Annotated in this window: 20 protein-coding genes and 1 pseudogene; 8 read left to right on the top strand and 13 right to left on the bottom strand. The window is 69.0% G+C overall.

Annotated elements, in window-relative coordinates; translation table 11 throughout:
* Positions 1-127 precede the first annotated feature (127 nt).
* Positions 128-1249 (bottom strand): FAD-dependent oxidoreductase, encoded by a 1122-nt coding sequence (locus ACFVYN_RS29250; RefSeq protein WP_390003659.1) that lies wholly within the window; start codon positions 1247-1249, stop codon positions 128-130.
* Positions 1250-1302: 53 nt separating this feature from the next.
* Here ACFVYN_RS29250 and ACFVYN_RS29245 point away from each other — a divergent pair, with 53 nt between their 5' ends.
* Together ACFVYN_RS29245 and ACFVYN_RS29240 are read left to right on the top strand one after the other, a co-directional pair.
* On the top strand, positions 1303-1995 hold the full coding sequence (locus tag ACFVYN_RS29245) for a TetR/AcrR family transcriptional regulator (protein ID WP_390003656.1): 693 nt from the start codon (positions 1303-1305) through the stop codon (positions 1993-1995).
* Positions 1996-2534: 539 nt separating this feature from the next.
* Positions 2535-3665 carry a methyltransferase gene (locus ACFVYN_RS29240; RefSeq protein ID WP_390003653.1) on the top strand — a complete coding sequence of 377 codons (1131 nt, stop codon included), beginning with the start codon at positions 2535-2537 and terminating at the stop codon, positions 3663-3665.
* A gap of 133 nt (positions 3666-3798) precedes the next feature.
* Here ACFVYN_RS29240 and ACFVYN_RS29235 read toward each other — a convergent pair whose 3' ends face one another.
* From ACFVYN_RS29235 to ACFVYN_RS29215, 5 genes are all read right to left on the bottom strand, one after another.
* Entirely contained in the window at positions 3799-4227 is a 429-nt protein-coding gene (locus ACFVYN_RS29235; protein ID WP_390003651.1) for a hypothetical protein, read from the bottom strand.
* A gap of 255 nt (positions 4228-4482) precedes the next feature.
* Positions 4483-5640 carry an oxygenase MpaB family protein gene (locus ACFVYN_RS29230; protein ID WP_390003649.1) on the bottom strand — a complete coding sequence of 386 codons (1158 nt, stop codon included), beginning with the start codon at positions 5638-5640 and terminating at the stop codon, positions 4483-4485.
* A 94-nt stretch (positions 5641-5734) separates the two neighbouring features.
* On the bottom strand, positions 5735-6790 hold the full coding sequence (locus ACFVYN_RS29225) for a polyprenyl synthetase family protein (RefSeq protein WP_390003647.1): 1056 nt from the start codon (positions 6788-6790) through the stop codon (positions 5735-5737).
* Positions 6780-7064 (bottom strand): polyprenyl synthetase, encoded by a 285-nt coding sequence (locus ACFVYN_RS29220; protein WP_390003645.1) that lies wholly within the window; start codon positions 7062-7064, stop codon positions 6780-6782. The genes ACFVYN_RS29225 and ACFVYN_RS29220 overlap by 11 nt, the downstream gene beginning before the upstream one ends.
* 754 nt (positions 7065-7818) lie before the next feature.
* Entirely contained in the window at positions 7819-8421 is a 603-nt protein-coding gene (locus ACFVYN_RS29215) for a TetR/AcrR family transcriptional regulator (protein ID WP_390003642.1), read from the bottom strand.
* A gap of 174 nt (positions 8422-8595) precedes the next feature.
* Here ACFVYN_RS29215 and ACFVYN_RS29210 point away from each other — a divergent pair, with 174 nt between their 5' ends.
* Positions 8596-9309 carry an SDR family oxidoreductase gene (locus tag ACFVYN_RS29210; protein WP_390003639.1) on the top strand — a complete coding sequence of 238 codons (714 nt, stop codon included), beginning with the start codon at positions 8596-8598 and terminating at the stop codon, positions 9307-9309.
* A 127-nt stretch (positions 9310-9436) separates the two neighbouring features.
* Here ACFVYN_RS29210 and ACFVYN_RS29205 read toward each other — a convergent pair whose 3' ends face one another.
* From ACFVYN_RS29205 to ACFVYN_RS29190, 4 genes are all read right to left on the bottom strand, one after another.
* On the bottom strand, positions 9437-9961 hold the full coding sequence (locus ACFVYN_RS29205) for a hypothetical protein (protein WP_390003635.1): 525 nt from the start codon (positions 9959-9961) through the stop codon (positions 9437-9439).
* Between the two features lie 167 nt (positions 9962-10128).
* Positions 10129-10959: an enoyl-CoA hydratase/isomerase family protein gene (locus ACFVYN_RS29200; RefSeq protein ID WP_390003633.1), complete on the bottom strand. Its 831-nt coding sequence runs from the start codon at positions 10957-10959 to the stop codon at positions 10129-10131.
* A gap of 116 nt (positions 10960-11075) precedes the next feature.
* Entirely contained in the window at positions 11076-11882 is an 807-nt protein-coding gene (locus ACFVYN_RS29195; protein WP_390003630.1) for a strictosidine synthase, read from the bottom strand.
* A gap of 46 nt (positions 11883-11928) precedes the next feature.
* On the bottom strand, positions 11929-12795 hold the full coding sequence (locus tag ACFVYN_RS29190) for an alpha/beta fold hydrolase (protein WP_390003627.1): 867 nt from the start codon (positions 12793-12795) through the stop codon (positions 11929-11931).
* An 804-nt stretch (positions 12796-13599) separates the two neighbouring features.
* On the opposite strand from ACFVYN_RS29190, the gene ACFVYN_RS29185 reads away from it, so the two are divergent.
* The 5 genes and pseudogenes from ACFVYN_RS29185 to ACFVYN_RS29165 all read left to right on the top strand — a co-directional run bounded on the left by ACFVYN_RS29185 (position 13600) and on the right by ACFVYN_RS29165 (position 16450).
* A complete protein-coding gene (locus ACFVYN_RS29185; protein ID WP_390003624.1) occupies positions 13600-14157 on the top strand; it encodes a TetR/AcrR family transcriptional regulator in 558 nt (185 codons plus the stop codon).
* Positions 14158-14531: 374 nt separating this feature from the next.
* The gene (locus ACFVYN_RS29180) at positions 14532-14690 is read left to right on the top strand and encodes a hypothetical protein (RefSeq protein ID WP_390003622.1); all 159 of its coding nucleotides are present in this window, start codon (positions 14532-14534) and stop codon (positions 14688-14690) included.
* A gap of 56 nt (positions 14691-14746) precedes the next feature.
* A pseudogene (locus ACFVYN_RS29175) lies at positions 14747-15297 on the top strand (hypothetical protein); the annotation flags it as partial.
* Between the two features lie 149 nt (positions 15298-15446).
* On the top strand, positions 15447-16118 hold the full coding sequence (locus tag ACFVYN_RS29170) for a class I SAM-dependent methyltransferase (protein ID WP_390003620.1): 672 nt from the start codon (positions 15447-15449) through the stop codon (positions 16116-16118).
* A gap of 197 nt (positions 16119-16315) precedes the next feature.
* Entirely contained in the window at positions 16316-16450 is a 135-nt protein-coding gene (locus ACFVYN_RS29165) for a hypothetical protein (RefSeq protein WP_390003618.1), read from the top strand.
* 241 nt (positions 16451-16691) lie between these two features.
* Here the strand turns inward: ACFVYN_RS29165 and ACFVYN_RS29160 are convergent, their stop codons facing one another.
* The 3 genes from ACFVYN_RS29160 to ACFVYN_RS29150 all read right to left on the bottom strand — a co-directional run bounded on the left by ACFVYN_RS29160 (position 16692) and on the right by ACFVYN_RS29150 (position 21284).
* Entirely contained in the window at positions 16692-17801 is a 1110-nt protein-coding gene (locus tag ACFVYN_RS29160; protein WP_390003717.1) for a DUF4037 domain-containing protein, read from the bottom strand.
* Positions 17802-18142: 341 nt separating this feature from the next.
* Complete coding sequence (locus ACFVYN_RS29155) at positions 18143-18871, bottom strand: DUF4232 domain-containing protein (RefSeq protein WP_390003616.1); 729 nt, start codon at positions 18869-18871, stop codon at positions 18143-18145.
* Positions 18872-19607: 736 nt separating this feature from the next.
* On the bottom strand, positions 19608-21284 hold the full coding sequence (locus tag ACFVYN_RS29150; protein WP_390003614.1) for a hypothetical protein: 1677 nt from the start codon (positions 21282-21284) through the stop codon (positions 19608-19610).
* Between the last annotated feature and the right edge of the window lie 101 nt (positions 21285-21385).

Genomic DNA, 21385 nt, shown 5'->3' with positions numbered 1-21385 from the left:
GACGACGGCGGCGGCGCGCGGCCTGTGTCCTTCTTCGGCCCCCCGAACCTTCGGCGGCGAACGCGTCTGGCCTACGGAGGGTGCGCCGCCTGCGACATCTTGGGTCCGGGATGTCCGTACAGGTCACTCAATGCTGGACCTGGTCGAAGAGGGCGAGGGCTTCGGTGGGGTCCGGGCTCACGAGGCGTTCCAGGCCGGCAGTCGTGATCTTCGCCCACCTGCCGGCCCGCGCCCACATCTGTTCCTCGAAGGCGCGGACGGCCTGGTCCAGATCTCCAGGACCGGAGGCGGCGGCGATGGACTCGGCGAGTTCGGCGCCTTCGAGCATCGCCAGGTTGGCGCCGGCCCCCAAGGGAGGCATGAGGTGGGCGGCGTCGCCCAGTAGCGTCACCCCGGGGACGTGCGTCCAGGTGTGGGACACGGGCAGCGCGTAGATGGGGCGGTGGATGAAGGCGGTGCCATGGCCAAGGAGGTCGAGGACGGGAGCGGCCCAGCCGTCGAACAACGCCAGCAGGCTCGATCGCACCGCTTCGACGTCGTCCAGGTCCAGGTTCGTGTGCCAGTCCACCGGCGCGCGGAATTTGGCGTACACCTTCACGTGGCCACCGCTGTTGCGCTGGGCGGTGAGACTTCGGTTCACGCCGTACGCAGCCACGGAACCGTCGCCGATCAGCCGGGCGAGGTCGGGGTGGCGGGTGTCGACGTCGTCGAGGGAGGTCTCGATCGAGGTGACACCGGTGTAGTGCGGCGTCACCGGCGAGACCGCCGGGCGGACCCGGGACCAGGCACCGTCCGCGCCGACGACAAGGTCGAACGCCTCCTGCCGCCCGTCCGCGAAGTGGATCACTACGCCATCCCCGGCCCCCGGCACCACCTGCGTCACACCCCGGCCCCACTGGACGTCGAGAGGGCCGAGCAGCAGGTCACGGAGTTGGCCGCGGTCGATCTCGGGATTGGCCCGGTCATAGGGACGGGGCCGCCAGTCACGCAGGACCGTTCCGTCCGTGTCCAGGATGCGCATGGCCTGCCCCTCGGGACGAGACAACGCCTGGAACTCCGTCAGCAGCCCCGCCTTGTCCATCGCGAGCTGCCCCAGCCCTTCATGCAGGTCCAGCGTGCCGCCCAGGGGGCGGGCGGCGGGGCCGGGGTCGCGTTCGAGGACGGTGACGGGGTGGTCGCGGCGGTGCAGGACGCGGGCGAAGGCAAGGCCGGCAGGGCCGCTCCCGACCACTGCAATGCGGTGTCTCATGTCGATACACTGTATTGCTCGGGTACACCGCATCGCAACGGTACGGTGTGAGTATGACTGTGTGGGACCGGCCGGAGCCGCTGCCTCGCCCCGTGCCCCTCGACCGGGAGCGGATCGTCGCCGCCGCCGTCGCGCTGGCCGACGAGGGCGGGCTGGAGGCGGTGTCCTTGCGCAAGGTCGCGGCCCGCCTGGATGCCGGTCCGATGCGGCTGTACAGATACATCTCCACCAAGGAGGAGCTGTTCGACCTCATGGTTGACGAGGTGCAGGCCGAGATCCTCCCCGAGGAGCAGCCGGGCGACTGGCGGGAGGCGCTGCGCACCCTCGCCCATCGCACCAGGCAGGCCGCTCTCCGTCATGAATGGCTGGCCGACCTGCTCGGCGGCCGCCCGGCCCTGGGTCCGAACGGCCTCGCCGTGACCGAGGCCACGCTGTCCGCCCTCGACGGCCTCACCGATGTCGACACCGTCATGCGTGCCGTGGAGACGGTCAGCGCCTACTTCATCGGCGCGATCAGACGCGAGATCGCGAACCTGCGGGCCGAGCGCACCACGGGCCTGTCCAAGCGTGACTGGCAGCGCGCCCACGGCCCGCGTGTGGCGAGCATGTTGGCCACGGGCCGCTTTCCGGCACTGGCCAAGGCTGTGTACGACGGCACGGACGTGGACGCCGAGACATCCTTCGCAACCGGCCTGGACTGGGTCCTCGACGCCGTGGCCACCAAACTCACCACGCCGCCGGCGTGACGCTTCGCTGTTGCCCGAGATGAAACCGGCTGCTGCCAACCCTCTGGCACCACCCGAGGACGTCCCATGCCGACCGTGAAAACACCGGTGGCACGGTCGCCGGTGCGTATACGGCCATGAGGACCAGAAGTACGGCACGGACGTGAGGGTGACGCCCGCAGCGGCCCGGCAGTGCTCCGACAGTCAGCACGTCAGGAATAGCCGAGCTCACAGATCTCCAAGAGGCCAACGACCTCCCCGCGCATGCTCATACGCAGGCTGGCACCGCCCTTGTGGCCGCCACGTGTGCCTGGCCCCGGGGCTGGCCCGTTTGGAAGCCGGGCAGCACCTGTGCGAGCCTTCTGCCACTCCTCCGGAAGGACTGACCCCGATGCTCGGCATGGTTGTCTGGGACGTCCGCTCTCGCACTTCGACGCGAGAGCGGTAACGGCCACCCGCCCCCACGCACACGCCTGTCCGATGGACGGGCGTGCGGTTCAGCCTGCTCCTCCTCGAAGTGCTCTTCGTGCCCCTGCACGTTCGACCACGAGGAGTACGTGGTGTCCACCATCCACTGGACCACATGCGGAACTCGACAGTCCGCCCGCTGGCATTCTGAGAACGCCGCCCCCCTTCCGCGGCGGACCGTCGTCGCCGACGACCGGATGAAGGCCAACGACGCCTACCGCCAGGCGTGTGAGGGAACGGCCCTGCTCTGGCAAGGCGACTTCCACAACGCCCGGCAACTGCTGCAGGCGATGGGCCGCCGCATCGACCGCAAAACGCCCAGCCCCAGCACTTGTCTGAGCGAGTCCTTCCACCTGCACCGACGCAGCAGCAGTCACCGTGCCCGTGTCCTCGGAAAGCTCCTGGTGCTGCTGGACGACAACTACGCTCTGGCGCTGCGCCGGGCTCCCGACGTCCGCCAGGCGTGTCTGGAAGCCTACGGCCCCGCGAAGGGACACACGGCGGTGTCTCTGCGGGAACTGCTGGGAGTGATCGGCGCTCACCAGTGGCGCTTGAACGGGGTCGACGTGCCTGCGCTCGGCACCCGTATCCACCCCCATTACGGCGTGTTCGCCCCGGTCAGAGGGGAGTACGTCGACCTGGTCGCCCGTACGCCTCTGCCACCGGCGGCCCTGCACAATGCCGGCACCAGTACGGCGTTCGATCTCGGCACGGGAACCGGTGTCCTCGCTGCGGTCCTCGCCCGCCGTGGAATCAACCGTGTAGTGGCCACCGACGTCAGCCCACGCGCCCTGGCCTGCGCCAGGGAGAACGCCCACCGGCTCGCGCTGACCGACCGTATCGAGGTGTCGGGGCCCGGCCTGTTCCCCGAAGGCCACGCCGACCTCGTCGTATGCAACCCGCCCTGGCTCCCGGCCCGTCCGACCAACCCCATCGAGCAAGGCGTCTACGACCCGGACAGCACCATGCTCCACGGCTTCCTCGCCGGACTGTCTGCGCACCTCCGGCCAGGTGGCGAGGGCTGGCTCATCCTCTCCGACCTGGCGGAGCACCTAGGTCTGCGGACACGTCAGCAACTGCTCGACGCTGTCCAGGAAGCAGGCCTCCGCCTTGTGGACAAGATCGACGCCAAGCCCCGGCACCGACGCTCCAGGGATGCCACCGACCCACTCCACGCGGCACGAAGCGCCGAAGTCACGTCCCTCTGGCGTCTGACAGCATGACCGGCACCCCGATCACGGCAACGGCGACCCGCAGCGGCTTCCGTCCAGCCGTCGCTTCGGGCGGAAGCCGCCCGAAGCGACAAGCCGTTGAGCTGGGCTGTACGGAATCCCAACTCACCTGATCATGTGTGCCTCAGGCGCAGAACGGAGTGTCCGGAAGGACGTTGTCCGGGTAATCGACGTAGTAACTGGCCATCCAGCCGCTGAAGTTGGGCAGGACGACATACACCCAGTACGGGTTCCCGCCCACGGTCTGGCTGCCGACCTTCTGACACCACGCCTCGAACGAGTCGCCCGGGTTCACCTGTCCTCGGACGTTCGGACAGTTGGCCACGGACGGCGAGTTGTTGCAGGCGGCGAAGTTGCCGTTGTTGTGGCGCACGTTCACGTTCGTGGCCCACGTGGTGAAGGCGCGTTTGATGGAGACATCACTGTCGCTTTTTCCCGTGACCGCGGGCCGGGAGCCAGACGGTTCGGTGGCGGCGGCCCCGGCAGGAGCTGTGGCGACCAGGCCGAGCCCGGCAGTCAGGGCGGCCGCGACCAGGGCGGAGTTGATTCTCATGGGATCCCCCGTTCCGGCCGGTGGCACCTCCACCGCAACCGGACGGGCCAATCGTGCTTGACTCTCCCTTTGCTTTACAGGTGCATGTCAGCCAGCTTGTGAGGGGCCAGAGGGAGCGTGCTGCTCGATGTCTCCCTTGCCGTTGTCGGATCCGTCACCACCCCACGGAAGCCGGTGAGCCGGGACCCATCCCGTGATCAGCGAGAGCGCGGGCGCCCGCGGTGGACCCGCAGTGCCGAATGGTCTTGCCGGCCGTCAGACGGTGCTGGTCGGAGGGGCCCACCGGCGGGTGCGGGGCACCGTGCCGGTGATGCCGTAGTCCTTCTTGAGTGTTTCGGGGATCGCGTAGTGCATGACGCGTCCACGCGTGAGGGAGGACAGTTCGAAGACCGTGGTGAGGTGGCCGAGGCGGTCCAGGGCCCAGGCGCCGAGCGGCGAGCGGTCCTCGATGGTCTCCAGGACGCCGAGGAGGTGGGGTACGGCCTTGACGGCGGTGTCCCACGAGGTGTGCGGCACGTGGAGCCAGTCGGCGCAGGTGTCGCCGATGAGGTGGCGGATGAGGGCGGAGACGATGGGGTCGAAGAAGGTGCCGGGTACCACCTCCTCGTAGAGGTCGATCAACTGCCGGGTCAGCTGGGCACCCTCCTCGGAGGGCCCCATGTGCCGCACCATGTACAGGTCGAGGAACCGGCGGGCGTCTTCGAGGGTTCGGGGTACGGCCTCCTGGTCGACGCCCAGCATGGCGCCGACGACGCGCCACGCGTAGTAGTACGCTTCCGCGCCCTCGGTGGACATGTGGATCCCGAGGCGGTGCAGGCTGTCCAGGACGAGCAGGGAGAAGAACATCTGCCCGCCGATCATGTCCTCCTGGCAGATCGGCGTTCCGTGGGCCGCGCTGTCCCAGTGGTTCTCGCGGGTGAGGTGGTGGCGGATGGCGGCGTGCAGGAGGCGGACCTTCTGGGCGGCGGGGATGAAGCGGCTGCCGGCCTCGAAGGCGTCGGGCTGCATCAGATGGACGGTGAACTGCCCGGTCTCCGCCATCCGTTTCGACGGGTACTTCAGACCGTGGCTGGCCGACAGCAGCTTCGCCACGTGCGGGACGAGGTAGCAGGCGGGCATGGCGGCGAAGGACAGCGCGGTGGAGATGTGCACGTTGTTGTCGATGAAGAAGAGCCGGGCCTTCTCCATCTGCGCCCAGTCCACCCAGGACGGCGGGGTGCGGGTGACTTCGAGGTACTCGCGTGCGACGTCGGGCAGACCGTCCGGCAGCGGAGCACCGGCGGTGGAGACATAACGCATCAGGGTGTTGAACTTGCCCACCTCCCCGCGTGCGAAGAGCTCGGCGACGGTGGCGTCGGCAAGCTCGTCCCCGGCCGGCCGCAGGGCGTCCAGTGATGCGTCGGTGTAGGCCATGGCAGGGTTTCTCGTCTTCCTCTGGAGGGTCCACGACAGGCGGGAGGGGCGGCTGCCCGGGGTGGCACAGGCCCGAGCCACCCCGGTGAGAGGGTCAGGAAAGGCGTACCGCCGCGGAACGGGCCAGCGCGGACAGTCCGTCGGCGGCGTGCGCCGGTAGATCCAGCTCGTGGAGGGCGCCGAGAGCCTCCTCGACCCGTGCCCTGATCATGTGCTCGATGCGGTCGGGCGCTTTGAGTCGGCGCATCACCTCGCGCACCGCCTCCAGCCCCTCCCCGTCCAGGTCGTGACGGCCCAGCAGCGAGTGCAGCACCCCGCGTTCCGCGTCGTCGGCGAGCCGCCATGTCTCCGCCAGCAGCGCCGTGGGCCGCCGGCCGCGCACATCGTCGGCATTGGCCTTGCCGGTGAGCTCGGGGTCTCCGAACAGCCCGAGGAGGTCGTCCCGGAGCTGGAACGCCTCGCCCAGCGGCAGCCCGTACAGGGAGTAGCCCTCGCGCAGCCGCACACCCGCGCCAGCCAGCGCACCACCGATCAACAGCGGCTGTTCGACGGTGTACTTGGCGGTCTTGTACCGGATCACCTTCAGCGACGCCTCGGTGTCAGGACCGGCACCGGTGCGCAGGATCTCCAGGCACTCGCCCGCGATCAGCTCACGCGCCATCACCGCCCACAACGGGCGGGCCCGGACGAGATACGCGGCGGGCACACCGCTGGTGGCGAACAGCTGCCCGGCCAGCGCCATCAGCAGGTCTCCCACCAGCATCGCCAGCGACCGTGCGGCGTCATCGGCGTCCGGACGAGCCCCTACGGCTCCGCGCAGGGCGACGTGCGCGGTGGGCCGCCCGTGCCGCAGCGGGCTGTCGTCGATGAGGTCGTCATGCACGACCGCGGCGGCATGCACCAGTTCCATCGAGGCTGCCGCCCGCACGAGCGCGTCGCTGTCCGGCTGTCCCACCGCCCGCCACCCCCAGTAGCAGAACGCCGCCCGCAGCCGTTTGCCGTCCGAGACCGCCGCCTCCAGCCCCTGGGCGACGACGCCGAGCATCGGGTCGACGGCCGCGAACTCATCGGCTTCCTGGGCGACGAACCGCCGCAGCACCTCGTCCACGCGGGCCTTGAACGAGGCCGGGTCCCACCGCTCATACGCCACCGGTGGCCCTCCGGGCCAGGGCGCGCCGGGCGAGGATCTCCAAATGGGCCGGCGGCACAGTCGCGTACCGGTCCAGCACCAGACGGCCACGCGCCTTGAGCTCGTCTTCCGCCGCCGCGGCCAGCTCGGTGGCGTCCGACCGGCGCAACAGCCCTCGCACCGTCCCCAGGGCCGAACCCACGGTGCTCACCGCCAGATCGGCCAGTCCGGCAGCCAGCAACAGTGCCTGACTGTCGCTGTTCGAGCCTCCGCGCCGTCCCGCTTCTCGCGTCACGTCTCCCCCTCATCCGCCGTGCAGCCCCTGGGCGCACCACCCCGCCTTTCCGAGGATCGCGTCCCACACGCTGCGACCGCGGAAGAACTCACGATCGAGTGATCCGCCCGCTCTGCAGTGCGGATCCGGGCCGGGGGGCGTCAGCAGGGAAGGCTGGGGGGTCCGCGACGCCGTCACCTGATGCGGCAGAGCCACCGACCGGTGTCCTGCCCTGAATCCGTCGTCAGGGTCCGAGGTCTTGCGGCGGGGACGCGGGGGCCGCACCGGCCGGTGTCGTGCTGCCGGCGTCCGCAGGGGATGCGTTCCCGGCAGTCTCGGAGGGAGGAAAGAGCCAGCTTTCGAAGGCGTCCAGGGCGAAGAGGACGGCCATCATCAGGAGAGGCAGTGCGAGCGCGAGCACGATCACAGGACCTCCCTTGGGCTGTCGGCCCGGGGCCGGGGGAGTGACCGGACTTCAGGATGCGGCCGAATGGCCGATGCCGCACGTCGGCCTCCACCCGGCCACCGGAGGGACAGCGGCGTCCGGTGCACAGCGCAGCCGAGAGGAGCCCGCCTGCTGGGTATCTGCCGGTCGGAATCGCCGCTCCACGCACCTGGCGCTTCCCCGTTGCTCGCCGACACGCCGAGCCGGACTTCTCTCCCACCGCTCCACGGGCGCACGGGGAAATACCTCGCGAAGCCCCCTGGAGCGGTCCTGGAGAGCTGTGCGGGCGCATGGCGCCCTGGGCATGCGCCCGCTTGTGGAAGCCGGGCGTCAGCGAGGCAACAGGAGGCCGATCTGGCCCCGAATGTCCTGCACGATCTCATCGACGCTCAAGCCGATGTTCGCGCTCACCGCCAGGCTGAGGAACGTCACGGCGGACACGATGTGCGCCAGCGTCGCGGCATCGCCCTCTGTGACCTGCTCGTCTCGGCGCAGCACGGCGGCGATGGCCTCCTCGGTCTGTCCGACGATGGCGAGCGCTTCCCCGTGCCGTGGCTCCGCGGGGTCGCCGAAGACCACCTCGCGCATGTAGGTGCGTCCGTTGTCGATCTGGGCGCGGTTGCATTCAACGATCGGGCGGACGATCGCCAGCACCGCGTCCAGCACGCCTGGGACGGTCTCGGCAGCCGCCCGGCCCCGGTCGAGAGATGCGGCGTACTTGACGTTCTGCACAAGCAGGAGAAGTTCGCCCTTGGACTTTGCATACAGGAACAGCGTCCCGGTGCCGATATCAGCCTTGTCGGCGATCTGCTGGGTCGTCACCTCATCGACACCGCGTTCGGCGAACAGTTCGCTGGCGGCGGCAATGATGCGGTCCAGTTTCTCCTGCTTGTTCCGCTCGCGCCGTCCTGCTGGCTGGGAGGCGGGAGACATGGCGGTGTCCTCCGGGAATAGATTCTGACCATACTCAGTTTTGACTGCAGTCACTAACGTGTCGGCTCGAAAGTGGCTTCGCTCATGCTCCCACAGCCAGGAGCGGAGCCATGGCTCCATCCCTGCGAAGCGGCGGCGCCGGCCGCCACTCCTACCCCCTGGAAAGGAACCCCAATGCCCTCCCTCAACGGAGCAGTCGTCCTGATCACCGGAGCGAACGGCGGCCTCGGAACCCACTTCGTCCACGAGGCCCTGGCTCGCGGGGCCGCCAAGGTCTACGCCACCGCCCGTTCCCCCCGCACCTGGGACGACGAACGTATCGTCCCCCTGGCGCTCGATGTCACCGCTCCCACCTCGATCGACGCAGCCGTCGCCGCCGCGCCGGATGTCACCATGCTCATCAACAACGCGGGCGCGATCCCGCCGAGCGCGAGCCTGTTCGACATCACCGAGGCGGACATCCGGGCGAACATGGAGACGAACTTCTTCGGCCCCGTCTTCCTCGCCCGCGCCTTCGCACCGATCCTGGCCGCCAAGCCGGAGTCGGCCCTCGTCGACGTGCACTCCGTCGCCAGCTGGTACGCCTTCGGCGGCGCCTACAGCGCGTCCAAGGCCGCTCTGTGGTCGGCCACCAACTCCTTGCGCATCGAGCTCGCGCCCAAGGGCGTCCACGTGACGGGGGTGCACATGGGCTACGTCGACACCCCCATGGCCGCGAACGCCGACGGCCCCAAGTTGCTGCCGGCAGAGCTGGTGACCACGGTCTACGACGCCGTCGAGGCCGGCGAGTACGAGGTGCTGGCCGACGAGTTGACCGTACAGGTCAAGTCGGCCCTGAGTGGTCCGGTAGAGGCGCTCTACCCGGACCTGCGCGGCACGAACGCCTGAGCTTGCCCTTCGGCCCCGACGTGGTCTCTTCACGCCGGGGCCGCGCTGTCCCTTAGTGGCCGGGCGGCGTCACCGCTTGCCCCGACGGTATGTATGGATCACCCCAGTGGTAGCGGAACCGTGCTGATCAACTATGGAGCGAGTTGCCGGGCCAGGTCGGGGATGTCGGTGGCGGTGGGGTCGACCGGGTCAGGCGCCGGCCGGGCCGGATGACCGGGGCCCCGTTCCAGCGGAAGGGCGATCTGCCGACGCGGACAAGGAGGATGAGCAGGGCGGTGCTGCCATTGGACAGGGTGGCGGCGATGTGGGTCTCGCGCAGCTCGGACAGACCGTCGCGGCTGCCGGGCCAGGGGCTCAGGCGGTGCCAGGCGTTGACGAGTTCGTCCCGGTCGGTGTCGGTGAACCCGGTCAGGCCGTGCTCGGTGACCACTTCGTCGAGCATCATCCGGTGCATTCTGTCCAGCGCCTGCCAGGGCACTTCCCCCGACACCACCCGTAGCAGTGTCGGCGGATACCGGCTGCGCCACGCGGTGGTGAGTCCCAGCCAATCGGCCTGCACCCCGACCCGGGTACCGACACGCTCGAATTCCCTCGCGATGCCGGTGCGCCAGTCGACCACGGTGCCGAAGACGTCGAAGACCACCGCGCCCACGGCAGCGCCGATCCATCAGCGATTTGCGGTAGTGACGGGTGGTCGCGCCATTGCTCTCCTCCTCTCCTCACCCGCACGGGTGCAATGCCGAACCAGGTGGGACCCCGACGGCAACGAGCATCGCCGCACTGTCCGACTGCTGTGTCGGCTGTCGTCGTGACGGGATGTCAGAGTTGCTGGTTGGCGACGCCGATGTAGTGCCCCAGGCGGTACTCGAAGTCGATGCCGGCCTGCTCGACGACGGCCTGTGTGCCCGCGGCGCGGACGAGGAACCCGGGGAGGCCGAGGGAGTGGGCGAACTCGCCGTAGGCGGCGACCAGATCCTCGTCCGGGGGCAGGGACGCCCGGTTGATCTGGGCTTTGGCGGAGGCGAGTGAGGTGCGGTCGAAGGAGGCGAGCCGGCCGACGATCGTGTCGACGAAGGCGTCGAGTTCGCTGTCGGGGAGGGCACGGGTGACCCAGCCCCAGCGTTCGGCGGTGTCGGCGTCGTAGTCGTCGCTGCTGAGGATGGCTTCCAGGGCGCGGTCGCGTCCGATGGCGCGGGGGAGGCGTTCGGTGCCGCCACCACCGGGGAGCAGTCCGCTGCCGACCTCGGGCTGCCCGAAGATCGCCTTCTCCCGGCTGGCATACCGCAGATCGAGGGCGAGGGCGAGCTCGTTCCCGCCACCGCGGGTGCGTCCGCGGATGGCCGCGATGGTGACGTAGGGCGCTTTGGAGAGTTGCAGGACCAGGTTCGTCCAGGCCGGCACCTCGTTCTTGTCCTCGGGGGCGGGGAAGTCGGCGGCGGCGGCCAGGTCGAAGTGGTTGTAGAAGAAGTCGGGGGTGCCGCTGTCGAACACCACGACCTGGATGTCCGGATCGGTGGCCAGCTTCTCGACGATCTCGGTGAGGCGAAGGACGGTCTCACCGACGATGAGGTTGACGGGAGGGTTGGCGAAGGTGATCTTCGCGACCTGGGGTGAGGTGCGCTCGTAGTGGATGGTGCTCTGCTCGCTCATGGTCTGGCTCCAGAGGTTGTGATGGATGTCGGTCGGCGACGGGGCGTCAGTGGGATGCAGGCATGGGGGAGCTGGCCAGCAGGTCCGGCTGCGGTCCTGCTCCTGGCCGTTGCGGCTCACTCCTGGTAGTGCGGGAGGATGTCGCCGTTCTTGACGTAGGTGAGGGCGGCGTCGACGTCGTAGGCGTGGATCGCGGAGACCAGTGGTGCCAGCTGCTCGGACAGGCTCTGGATCACGTTGCCCCTGAAGAAGGCGTCCCGTGCTGTGGTGTCGGTGAACCCGAGGACGAGGGAGGCGTGGAAGCGCTGGTCGTGAGGGTTGTCGTGGGCGACGTTCGGGGTGTCCCAGAGCTTTTGGATCCAGGGCAGGAACGTCTGTGTGCGCAGCTCCTTGAGCACTCCGGTGCCGGCGAGTGCGGGGACGAGCTGCTTCTTGACGAACTTCCGGAGCTCAGCTGCGCCGGCCCCGTCCCTGCGGCGCAGATAGACCAGGACGCGGGCGCCGACCTTCTCGTCCGCGCCTGCGACGTCGTACCAGCGGGACGAGTTCGGCGGACCGGCGTAGAGCAGGGTGCGGCGGAACACGTTGATCTCGTCCGCGTAGGCCAGCTTCGTCTGCTTGCGCCCCTGCGAGGGTCCGAGCGCCGATCGGAAGGTGACTTCCGCGACGCCGTCGATCTTGCGGTCGGCGGAGATCGAGGTCTCCACTCCGGCGGTCGCCGGCCACCGGCCCGGGTTGTGCTCGGCGAGGTGGATCTGGCGGTACTCCTCCAGGCCCGGGGTGGCGGAGATGATCCCCGAGTGCGGGCCCCTCCAGTGGTCCATGCCGGTCTGGCGGGGCTGATCGGTGCGCACCCACAGCAGGATCGAGGAGGTGAGGTGCTTCTTCACGTCCGGTTGCACGGCGACCGATGGCATGCTCATGGTGTTGCCTTTCTCTCCCTGGCCGGCTCTTCCTGCCAGGCGGTGGTCATCGCGCGAGGAACTCGACCGCGACCGGGGCGAACTCGTCGTGGTACTGGAAGATGCCGCCGTGACCGGAGTCGGGGTAGATGATCAGCTCGCTGCCCTTGATGCGCCGGTGCAGATCCTCGGAGAGGACCGTGGGAACCATGCGGTCGTTGTCGCCGTTGGCGATCAGCGTGGGATGAGTGATCTTCGACAGGTCGTCGGGGGTGGAGCGCCCCCACTTCTGGATCGCCTTCAGCTGCGTCTGGAACGACTTGGTCCTGATCTTCGCGTCGCGGTCGACGGTGCGCTCCTTGAGTCGGTTGACGAACGCGCGCGCGGCGGCCTTCCCGGTGGAGTTGCGGTTGAAGAACAGGAACTCCTTGGGGTCCGACCGGGTCAAGGTGGCGCGCAGGATGTCCCAGTACGTGATGCCGACGACCTTGTCGATGTCCTTGCCGCCCTTGGGCCCGGTGCCGGTGAGGACAAGCTTGCGGATGAGCTCGGGGTGCTTCACCACCAGGGCCTGGGCGACCATGCCGCCGAGGGAGAACGAGAAGACGTCGATCTTGTCGAACCCGAGCGCCTTGATGAAGGTGTAGGCGTCGTCGGCCATCGCCTCGACGCTGTCCGGCACCTGGCCGGTGGACGCCCCGACACCGCGGTTGTCGAAGGCGATGACGTGACGGCCCTTCGCGACCGGGTCGATGATGCGGGGGTCCCAGTTGTCCAGGGTCGCGGCGAGGTGGACGAAGAAGACGACGGGGATGCCGCCCTTGGGTCCCAGCTCGCGGTAGGCGTAGGTGACACCGCCGATGTTGACGGTGCGAGCCGGGGCAGCCGCGTAGGAGGTGATGACGGGTTCGTTCGGCGTGATGTTGGTGTTCATGGCAGCTGTCCTTGCTTGTTGTGTGTCGGTGCGGGGCTTGTTGTGCACGGGTGCCGTTCCGGCGCCCGTCGCGATCCGCGGGTGGGCTGTCGCCGGTGATGACTTGCCTTGCCCTGGGAGCCCACCTTGGGATGGGGGCCGCATCGCCTCCGGGGCCGGGTCAAAAACGGACTCTTTCCACGGCCTGGACGCATCAGGCCTTGGCGAAGCTGATCGCTGTCGGCGTGTATGGACAAGAAACCGTACATTTCGCCGCGCTTCTTCATCTACTTGTGGATCTTGCCGGTGAGCCTGCGACGGCCAGGCGTGTCGGCGGGTCCAGGCGGACTTCGTCGGCGAATGGGGCTGGGGGATCGGCGATCCCCGTGCCTTTACGGTCGGGTTTGAGCGCCCGCAGGTATGTCTCCAGATTCATTCCGCCGAGGTTGTCCGGCACCAGGTCGTACCCAGCCAGGGCGGTGCCGAGATGCTGGGCGGACTGGAACTGCCATCGCGCCGGCCTAGGGACGTTCGGCCTTGGAGACCTCTCCCTCCGGCAGCGGCTCCTTGTGCTTGATGGCCATGGACGCTCTCATGGGGCGACGCTCCTTACGTTTCATGCCGATTATCACTTTTAATCCCATATGGAGCGCACCGGAGCCTATGAAAACGCCGCCCGGAGGCCGCACCCCATCGAGCTGACCGGAGTACACTCAACTATGAGTGCACTCATATTTTTTGTCAAGGTGTGGAGGCTTCATGGGGCGGGGTCACAAACCGGTCGGACGTCGAGAGCGGGCCAAGAGGGACAAGCGCGAGCGCATCATGGCCGCAGCCGGCGAGCTGTTCGCGGAACACGGGGTCAGCGGGGTCACCACCCAGCAGATCGCCGATCGCGCCGATGTCGCGATCGGCACCCTCTTCCTTTACGCGTCCACGAAGGCGGAGCTGCTGATCATGGTGCAGAACGAGAAGTTCGCCGACGCCATCGACAGGGGCCTTACTGCCGCAAACGCCGCGATGGGGCAGGCGCTGCCAGAGCCGGTCGTCGCTCTCATCCGACCCGTAGTGGCGTGCATAAGGGAGCACGCCGAGAATGGCCGCACGTACTTGCACGAGCTGGTCTTCGGCGATCCGGCCGAACCCTACCGGCGGGCGGGGCTCGCTCTTTCCGCCCGCCTCGAGGACGGAATAACCGGACTGCTCACTGGCGGCGAATCCATTGATGCCGCCGACGCGGCGACGCTGGCGCGCGTGATCACCGCGATCATCCACATCAGCACGACTGCCACCGTGTACCTGCATAGCAGTGACGAAGCCGTCCTCGCCGACATCCGCGACCAGATTCGCGCCACGCTGCCACCCCTCCGCCGCGCCGCATGACCAACTCGTTCCCCGAGCGAACCATCGAAGACCACGCGCCACGGTCGCCGCCATGGCAAACGATCTCGGGATCCACGGGTGGAGAGCGTCACCGTGCGAGCAGGAACCTGAACTACGGTACGAGGGCAGGCAGTTGTGGACGGAGTCGGAGTCGCGGCGGGGGCGGTGTCCCACAGCAGTCATACCGTCAGAGCAGCAGGCCTGCCGAGCTCGCGGCCGCGATGACCTGACCCTGAGTCAGTCCCTCAGCGGCACCGTCGCCTACTCCTCACCTCGTACAAGCTGCACATGACCTCTCCGGGCCGCGGCCGTCGACTAGAACACCCTGCGCGAAGGCCAGGGAGGGAGGAACCGACGGCGCCGAGTGCGTCGAGGTGATCCCGCGTGCCAGCAGCGGCGCATGGGACACCTACGTCCTCGGCGACAGCCGGGACACGGATCCCGCCGCACCCTGCGTGCATGCCCATGTCCCGGCCGTCGACAAGCAGTTCGCCGACGGGAAGCTCACCGAGGGCTTCGAGAACCGCGGGTGATCGAAGCCGGCCAGTTCAAGGCGGAGGTCACGACGCCGGCCGCCGTCCCGCAGAAGGGCCGGCCCGACGGTATCGACGCGGCCTCGCACGTCACGGCCGACACATGACGGGCCTCGTCGCCGTCGAGCGCCGATCCCGGCGACTGTCTCCTCGACCGGTTCATCTCGGCTCGCGACGGGCGGAGCGCCCGAGTCAGGGGGAACTTCCCCGCCCACGCCGCACTGGCACGGCTGCCCGGGCGACGTTCCGACCGCGCTGGACGAGTTGCTCCGATTCGATTCCCCCGTCAGTACAGCCACCTAGCGGTTCACGGCGGAGGCGGTCACACTCGGTGGTCTCGACACCCCGCCCCGGACGCCGGTACTGGTCGCCCTCTGGCGCAGTCAACCGCGACCCCGCTGCTCATCTCAGCCTCGGCCACGACATCCACCTCTGTGTCGGCGCGCCCTTGGCCAAGGCCGAGGCGGAGATCGCCCTGCGAGCGGTAGTGACTCGGTTCCCCGGCATCCGCCTTGCCGTACCGCCTGACCGACTGCGCGGCGCACTCGACTCGTTCTATCTGCCGGTGTGTCCGCTGTCATCCCGTCGAACGGTCCCGGACGCATGACCTGTACCGGAGCGGGTGACGCCGCCGACGGGGCCGCCGTTTGCCGGTCCGGCAACTTCGCGTGCGAATCGGCACAGGCGCGCGCACCATCGACAACGCGCCCGAGCGGGACGGCGCGGCACAGCATTACGAGCAGCGGGAGGCATCCGGTGTCAGGACACCACGAGCACGGTCGAAGCGGCGAGCCCGATGAGCAGGCGGCCGCCGAGATGTTCGAGTCGGCGGCCTGGGACGAGCGGTACGCGGGACAGGAGCGGTTCTGGAGCGGTGAGCCCAATCCGCAGCTCGTCGTCACCGCCGGTGAGATCAACCCTGGCACGGCGCTGGACGTCGGCTGCGGCGAGGGGGGTGACGTGGTCTGGCTGGCCGGACAGGGCTGGCGGGTGACCGGCGCCGACTTCTCGGCCGAGGGCCTGGCCCGTGCCGCCCGCCACGCCGAGCAGGCCGGCGTGGCCGATCGGGTCGACTGGTGGCAGGTGGACGCCAGGACCTTCGATGCCGGCGGCCGCTCGTACGACCTTGTCACCACCCACTACCTGCACGCACCGGACGGCGGCATGGTCGACGTGACCCGCCGCCTCGCCGCAGCCGTCGCCCCCGGCGGCTTGCTCCTGGTGGTCGGGCATGCGCCGTCGCACGAGTTCACGCACCTGTCCGAGAGCCACCGCAAGGCGATGTTCCTGGCCGCGGAACTCCTTCCCGGCCTGCCGGACGACTTCGAGCCCGTCGTCGTGGACCAGCGCACCCGCACGCTCGAACGGGAGGCAGGGCCGGTCGAGGCCGAGGACTCGGTCCTGCTGGCCCGCCGCGCGGAGCGCTGAGCATCCCCTGCCCCGGAGGAGAAACAAAGGGCCGAGGTTTCCGGCAGTCCGGTTCAGCGGATCCGGATGGAGACCGCGTCGTAGCCGCTGTTCGTAGTGCGGGGTTGACGTGGACGCCGTCGCCGCCGTCGTTGGGTTTGCCTGTGTTGCCCTCGACGGTGGTGAGGGACGACCCGGGCAACGTCCGTACGATGCCGATGTGTTCGTTTGCCGCCGGTGAACTCGCTTCCGCCGTCCCGGTCGAAGGCCACGACCCACCTCGGCCAGACCCCGAGATCGTGGACACCGCCTGGCCGGTGCTCCTCGCCCTCGCGCCCGGCCTGATCCCCTGACTGTGGTTCCAGGCGATCAGCCACTTCTTGACCCCGCAGAAATTCGAAGGCCCCCTCACCCGGCACCGGGTGGGTGATCACGGCCGCCTCTTCCACCACGCCTGTGCCTGCGGCGTGACCGGCCGGGTCTTGGAGTACCAAGGCCGCGCCGACGGCAGGCCGAGGCCGGCAGGTCCAACGCCTGCCGAGTGCGATGAACGCTGCGACATCCTCAACTCGAAGGGGGCGTTGTACGAGCCGTTCAGTCTCGATCACCTGACCGGCTTCTTGGGGTGGTGGATGAATCGGGCAGATCCGGCCCGGCGATGTAGCGGATGCGGCGGTCGGTGTGGTTCCGGTCGGTGATGTCGGTGCTGTCGACGTATTGGTCGATCGTGCCGACTGGTGGCAGTGCCCGGAGGGCGGGATCGCTGATCGTGTCGAGGAGGGCATCGGTGAAACGGTGGGCGTCCAGGACCAGAAAGGGTCTGGTGTGGAAGTGGCGCACGTGCACGTCAAGAGGCTCGGTGAGCCCGAGGTCGTTGTGCAGGGCGGCGGCGAACTCATAGGCCGGCGACAGGTACTGCTCGCGCTGCTGCCAGCTTCGTGCCGATAACGCTTTCGCGAGCAGCGGGTTGAGCGTCGGGGCGCACGGCAGTGTGGTGAACGCGGTGCCCAGCCACTTGCTGTAGGGCGGATAGACCCGGTGCATCAGCAGGCACAGCTTCATCAGGTCGCGCACCTGCCGGGCGGTGACCACCGCTGAACCCAGGTCGTCACCGACCTCGCCGCAGCGCCCGACGAACGGTTCTTCCTGCGACAGGCGCATCCACTGGCAGGCCAGTGCGTAGCGCCACACGTCGTCGGGGTACCAGGTCAAAGTGGTGCGGTAGGAATTGAGCAGGCCGAGGCCGTCGTGGAAGACCGCACCGCCGGTCAGTTCCCGCAGCAGCTGCGTGGGGATCATCAGCCATGCGCGCGCCGACAACCCTCGGGCAGGGTCGGCGCCGAGCTGTTCGGTGAAGAAGGCCCGCAGAGCGTTGACGTGTAGCCAGTGCCGGGGCGGTGTGTCGTCGGGAAAGGAGAACCGGACCGGGTAGCCGTGGAACCGCGCCGGCAGCTGCCGGTCAAGATCTGCCTCCAGTTGCTGCGCGAGAGCCTGGAAGTCCTCGTCGGCGAGGAATACCTGCAGGCGTGGTCCCCAGGCGTGGTCGGTGGAGCGGACGGTGTCGAAACCCTGCACCTCCGAGCCGTAGCCGATCAGCGCCGCCGAGTACGGCACGCCCCGCAGCGCGGTGTCCAGGATCGGGGCGACAACCTGCCTGTAGAACAGCTGGGCCAGCTCGAGACCGGGGAGAAAGTGGCGCGTCATGCCCGCCACCGTGGCAGATTCACATGGACGGCAGCCAGGTGTTAATCGAGCGGCGCGATCAGCACACCGGCCGTCATGAGCGTGGTCCCCGCGCGGTGTCGTCTGCGCTCGCACGGCGAGTGGTCCAAAAGCATCCTCAGCTGCTACCTGGTCAGGACTCGGCGGATCGGCCCATGGCTGACAGAAGCTGTTCCGGCCCTGGCCGCACGTCCTGTGTGCGGGGCGCCAGGCCGCGTCCATGTCATCGAGGACGGCCCGTCACGGTCGGCGGTCGGTGAGGACTGGCGCCGCCCCGCTCGACGTCGTCCTGCTGGGCGCGCTGGTGCTGCAGCGGGAATCGGTCAAGAAGGCCTGACCGCGGATACGGCGGTGACGGTCACGGTGTCGTCGCACTCGGCGAACTGCCCGTCGTCCAGGGCCACCTGATGCGCCCCCGACCCCGACAGCCCGACGACCATCGTGGGATACACCACGGGTGCCGAACCGGACACGCAGTACCCGTCGGCCTCTCCCTGCACCTGCACGAACGTCAGCTTCACCCACGCCTTGCCGCCGGGGGCCACCGTCACCCGCGCCGCGGCTCCGGTCGGCTTGACGGTGAGCGGCACGTTCATCTCGGGAGAGCCGTTCCCGGCGCCGGCCACCGTGGGGTGTCCCTTGAGGACGCACGTCCGTCCGGACACGTTGGTGAACTCGACGACGGCCGCCCCGGTCCCCGTACCGGACGGCCGCACGGCGGCCTGACGGGCGGTCGCCTTCAGACTGCCCGCGGAACAGGTCGCCGCCGAACCGCCCGGTGCGGGTGCGGACGTCGGGGGTGCGGAGGCGGCGGGCGAGGAGGACGCCGGCCGGGAGGCGGAGGGCGTGGAGGAACCGGAGGCGGAGCTGCCGGGCTTCGGGGCGCCGGGCGTGGCGGAGGAGGCCGCTGAGCTGACGGCCCCGGACGGGGTCACGCCGCCGTCTCCGGTGTCCGAACCGCCCCCACCGGGCTGACATCCCGCCACCACCAGCGCCGCCGAAGCCACGACGACCGCCATCACCGAACCGCGCATTCCGTTCACGTACCGCATGCTGTCCCCCGAGTCCCAGTTGTCCGGAGCACGACTTTTCGCCGCCCTCGTCGAACCAGACAGCACCGTGGAGCCGGCAGTTCACCCGCACTCCGACCTGTGACTCTCCGGTGACGAAATCCGGTCACAATCACCGTGGAACGCCCCGGCAGACCGAGCGCCCGAGCCCCTGACGGCAGGCCCGCACCCGGCAGCGGTCCGAGCAGTACGCCGCCCACCTCGACCGCCCCACAAACACGACCTGTCACAAACTGGACACTCCGCTTGCGCACCTCGGTCGCGCGCAGTGAACGCAGCGCGCGGATCGCTGAGTCGAGGACCGATCACCCCACACCGAAGGACGAATGCGGATGGCCAGCCACCAGGAGGGTCCGCGCCACCACCACCCGTCGGCTCGTCGCCCGCGACCTGGCCGCCTACGCTGCGGCCGAGTAAGCCCTGCCGTCACGTGGACCGCCTGCCCGGGGCGCCACCATGATGCCCGGCGCGGCAGGTGGGCCGACGGGCTCCGCGTTGAGGCCCCACGACCGGTACCCCGCCCGGACGGCACCGCAAGAACTTGCGTGACCCGGCGACGGCTTCGTCGGCCTGGCCGCCGCTGGCACCGTCGACTCTCATCGCCCGGCCGCCAGGGAGGCCCTTCGCACAAGCGCGCACCGCGACCGGGCCGCTCCCAGCCGCCTTGGACATCACCGGACCGTGAAGTCCAGCTGCCCGACAGCCTCTGCGAGGGGGTTCACCGAACGTCGACGTAGTCGGTGACCCGGGCGCTTCTGAGGTAGTGGTCTCCGGTCTGGCGGCTGAGGGCGATGGCCCAGGTGCCGTCCTTTTCGGCGGTCACCATGCCGATGAGGTGACCATGTCTGTCGCTGTCCAGTTCGCAGACGTAGTGGTAGGTGGTGGAGCCGCGGGGTTTGAAGTAGAGGGTGGGGGAGCCGCCGCTGAGCGGCTTCCAGGTGGTGCCCTTCTTGTACTGGAGGGTGCCGCCGAAACTGATCGGCTGTGACTTGCGGATCGGGTCGGGATGGGCTCGGAAGCCGGTGATGCGGGTGGCGTAGCGGTAGAGGTGGACGGGCTTGGTGGTGCTGGTGCCCAGGTCGGGGTGGCCGTTGAAGCGGGCGCGCCAGTAGGCGTCGGTGTTCCGGGTGGTGAGGGTACGCGCGAACGTCTCGTCGAAGAGCGGTTTGTTGTGGCGGACGGGGACGGGGAGGGTGGCGGCATTCTTCCAGCCGCTCTTTCCGTCCTTGGAGTACTGCAGGGTGACGGTCGGCTTGGCGGGCCACTGCGCGCGCGGATCTTCGTAGTAGACGTACCCGGAGACATGCAAGGACGCGTCGTCGTTGAGGGAGGGGCTCATGTCGAGGTGGGTGGTGTAGGCGACGTGCAGGCTGAAGGGCTGGGTGGCGACCAGCTGGAAGGGCATGTAGTCGGTGCCGACGACGAGTTCGGCGCTCGGCGCGGGGTTCTCCGAGGAGACGTGCAGCGTGTATGCGCCCTGGCTGTCGGTGGTGGTCTGCCCGGCCACGACATTCCCGTGGGGGGCGTCGAGGCCGTGGAGGGCGACGTCGGTGTGCGGCAGCGGCTGCCAGCCGGAGGCGGTCTGGATCTCGGCGTGGCCGGTGATGGTTCCGGTGGCGCCCTGCTTCAGGTTCAGGGCGTGGGTGCTTGCCGAGAAGCGGACCGGCGCCTGAGTGGTGTGCAGGTACTGCTTGGACGTCGTCAGGTCGATCGCTCCCGGATAGGCGCTGGAGGCCTCGGGCGCGGCGGACAGTTCGATGGACGTCTGGGTGGGGACGAAGGCGGCGGTGAAGCGGCCGCCGGCCGTGGTGGTCGCGGTCACCCGGCCGCGCCCGGTCTCGATGTCGACGGGTATCGCGTCGGCCTGGGTGGTGGCGTCGGGGTGGCGGGGGTCCTCGGCGAGAACGGTCCCGCTGACGGAGACCTGCTGGTGGAGGTAGTCCGGCGTACCGGGGTTGGCGGTCAGGTCGGGGATCGTGACGATGGTCCGGTACTGCAGGTCGTACGGGGAGAGGGCGCCGGTGACGGTGGCGCCGGAGGCGTCCTGCAGGTCGACGGTCACCCGGTAGTCGCCGAGATCGGCCAGGTGGACCGGCGCCCGCCAGGTGCCTGACGTCGCGTCCTGTCCGGAGTACTGGGTGAAGTCCTCGGTCGATCCGGCCTCCCGTCCCCCGTCCGGTGCGTCCAGAGGAAAGAAGTGGGCCGTGATGCGGGTGAGAGGGTGGTCGGAGTGTGCGGTCACGAAGAGCGTGCCGGGCTGGCTGTACCAGCCGTCCGCGCCGACGAGGACGGGGCCGCCGGTAGTGCTGTCCGCCAGGGCGGGGGAGAGGCTCGTGAACAGGGTGGCGGACAGTGCGGTTGCCGTGGCTGCCGCCAAGAAGGTGCTGCGTCTCACGATGGTCCTCCAGAGAACCGTGCTCGAAGCGCGAGCAAGAGGGATCGAACAGAAAGGATGTGCCGGGTCGAGGACTGCGGGTTCCGCCGTTTATGAGTCGC

Origin of the sequence: Streptomyces sp. NPDC058307 (genome assembly GCF_042880295.1) — a bacterium.
Classification (GTDB): Bacteria; Actinomycetota; Actinomycetes; order Streptomycetales; family Streptomycetaceae; genus Streptomyces.
Note: the sequence above shows the minus strand (reverse complement) of the source record. Positions and strands in the feature narration are given on the sequence as shown.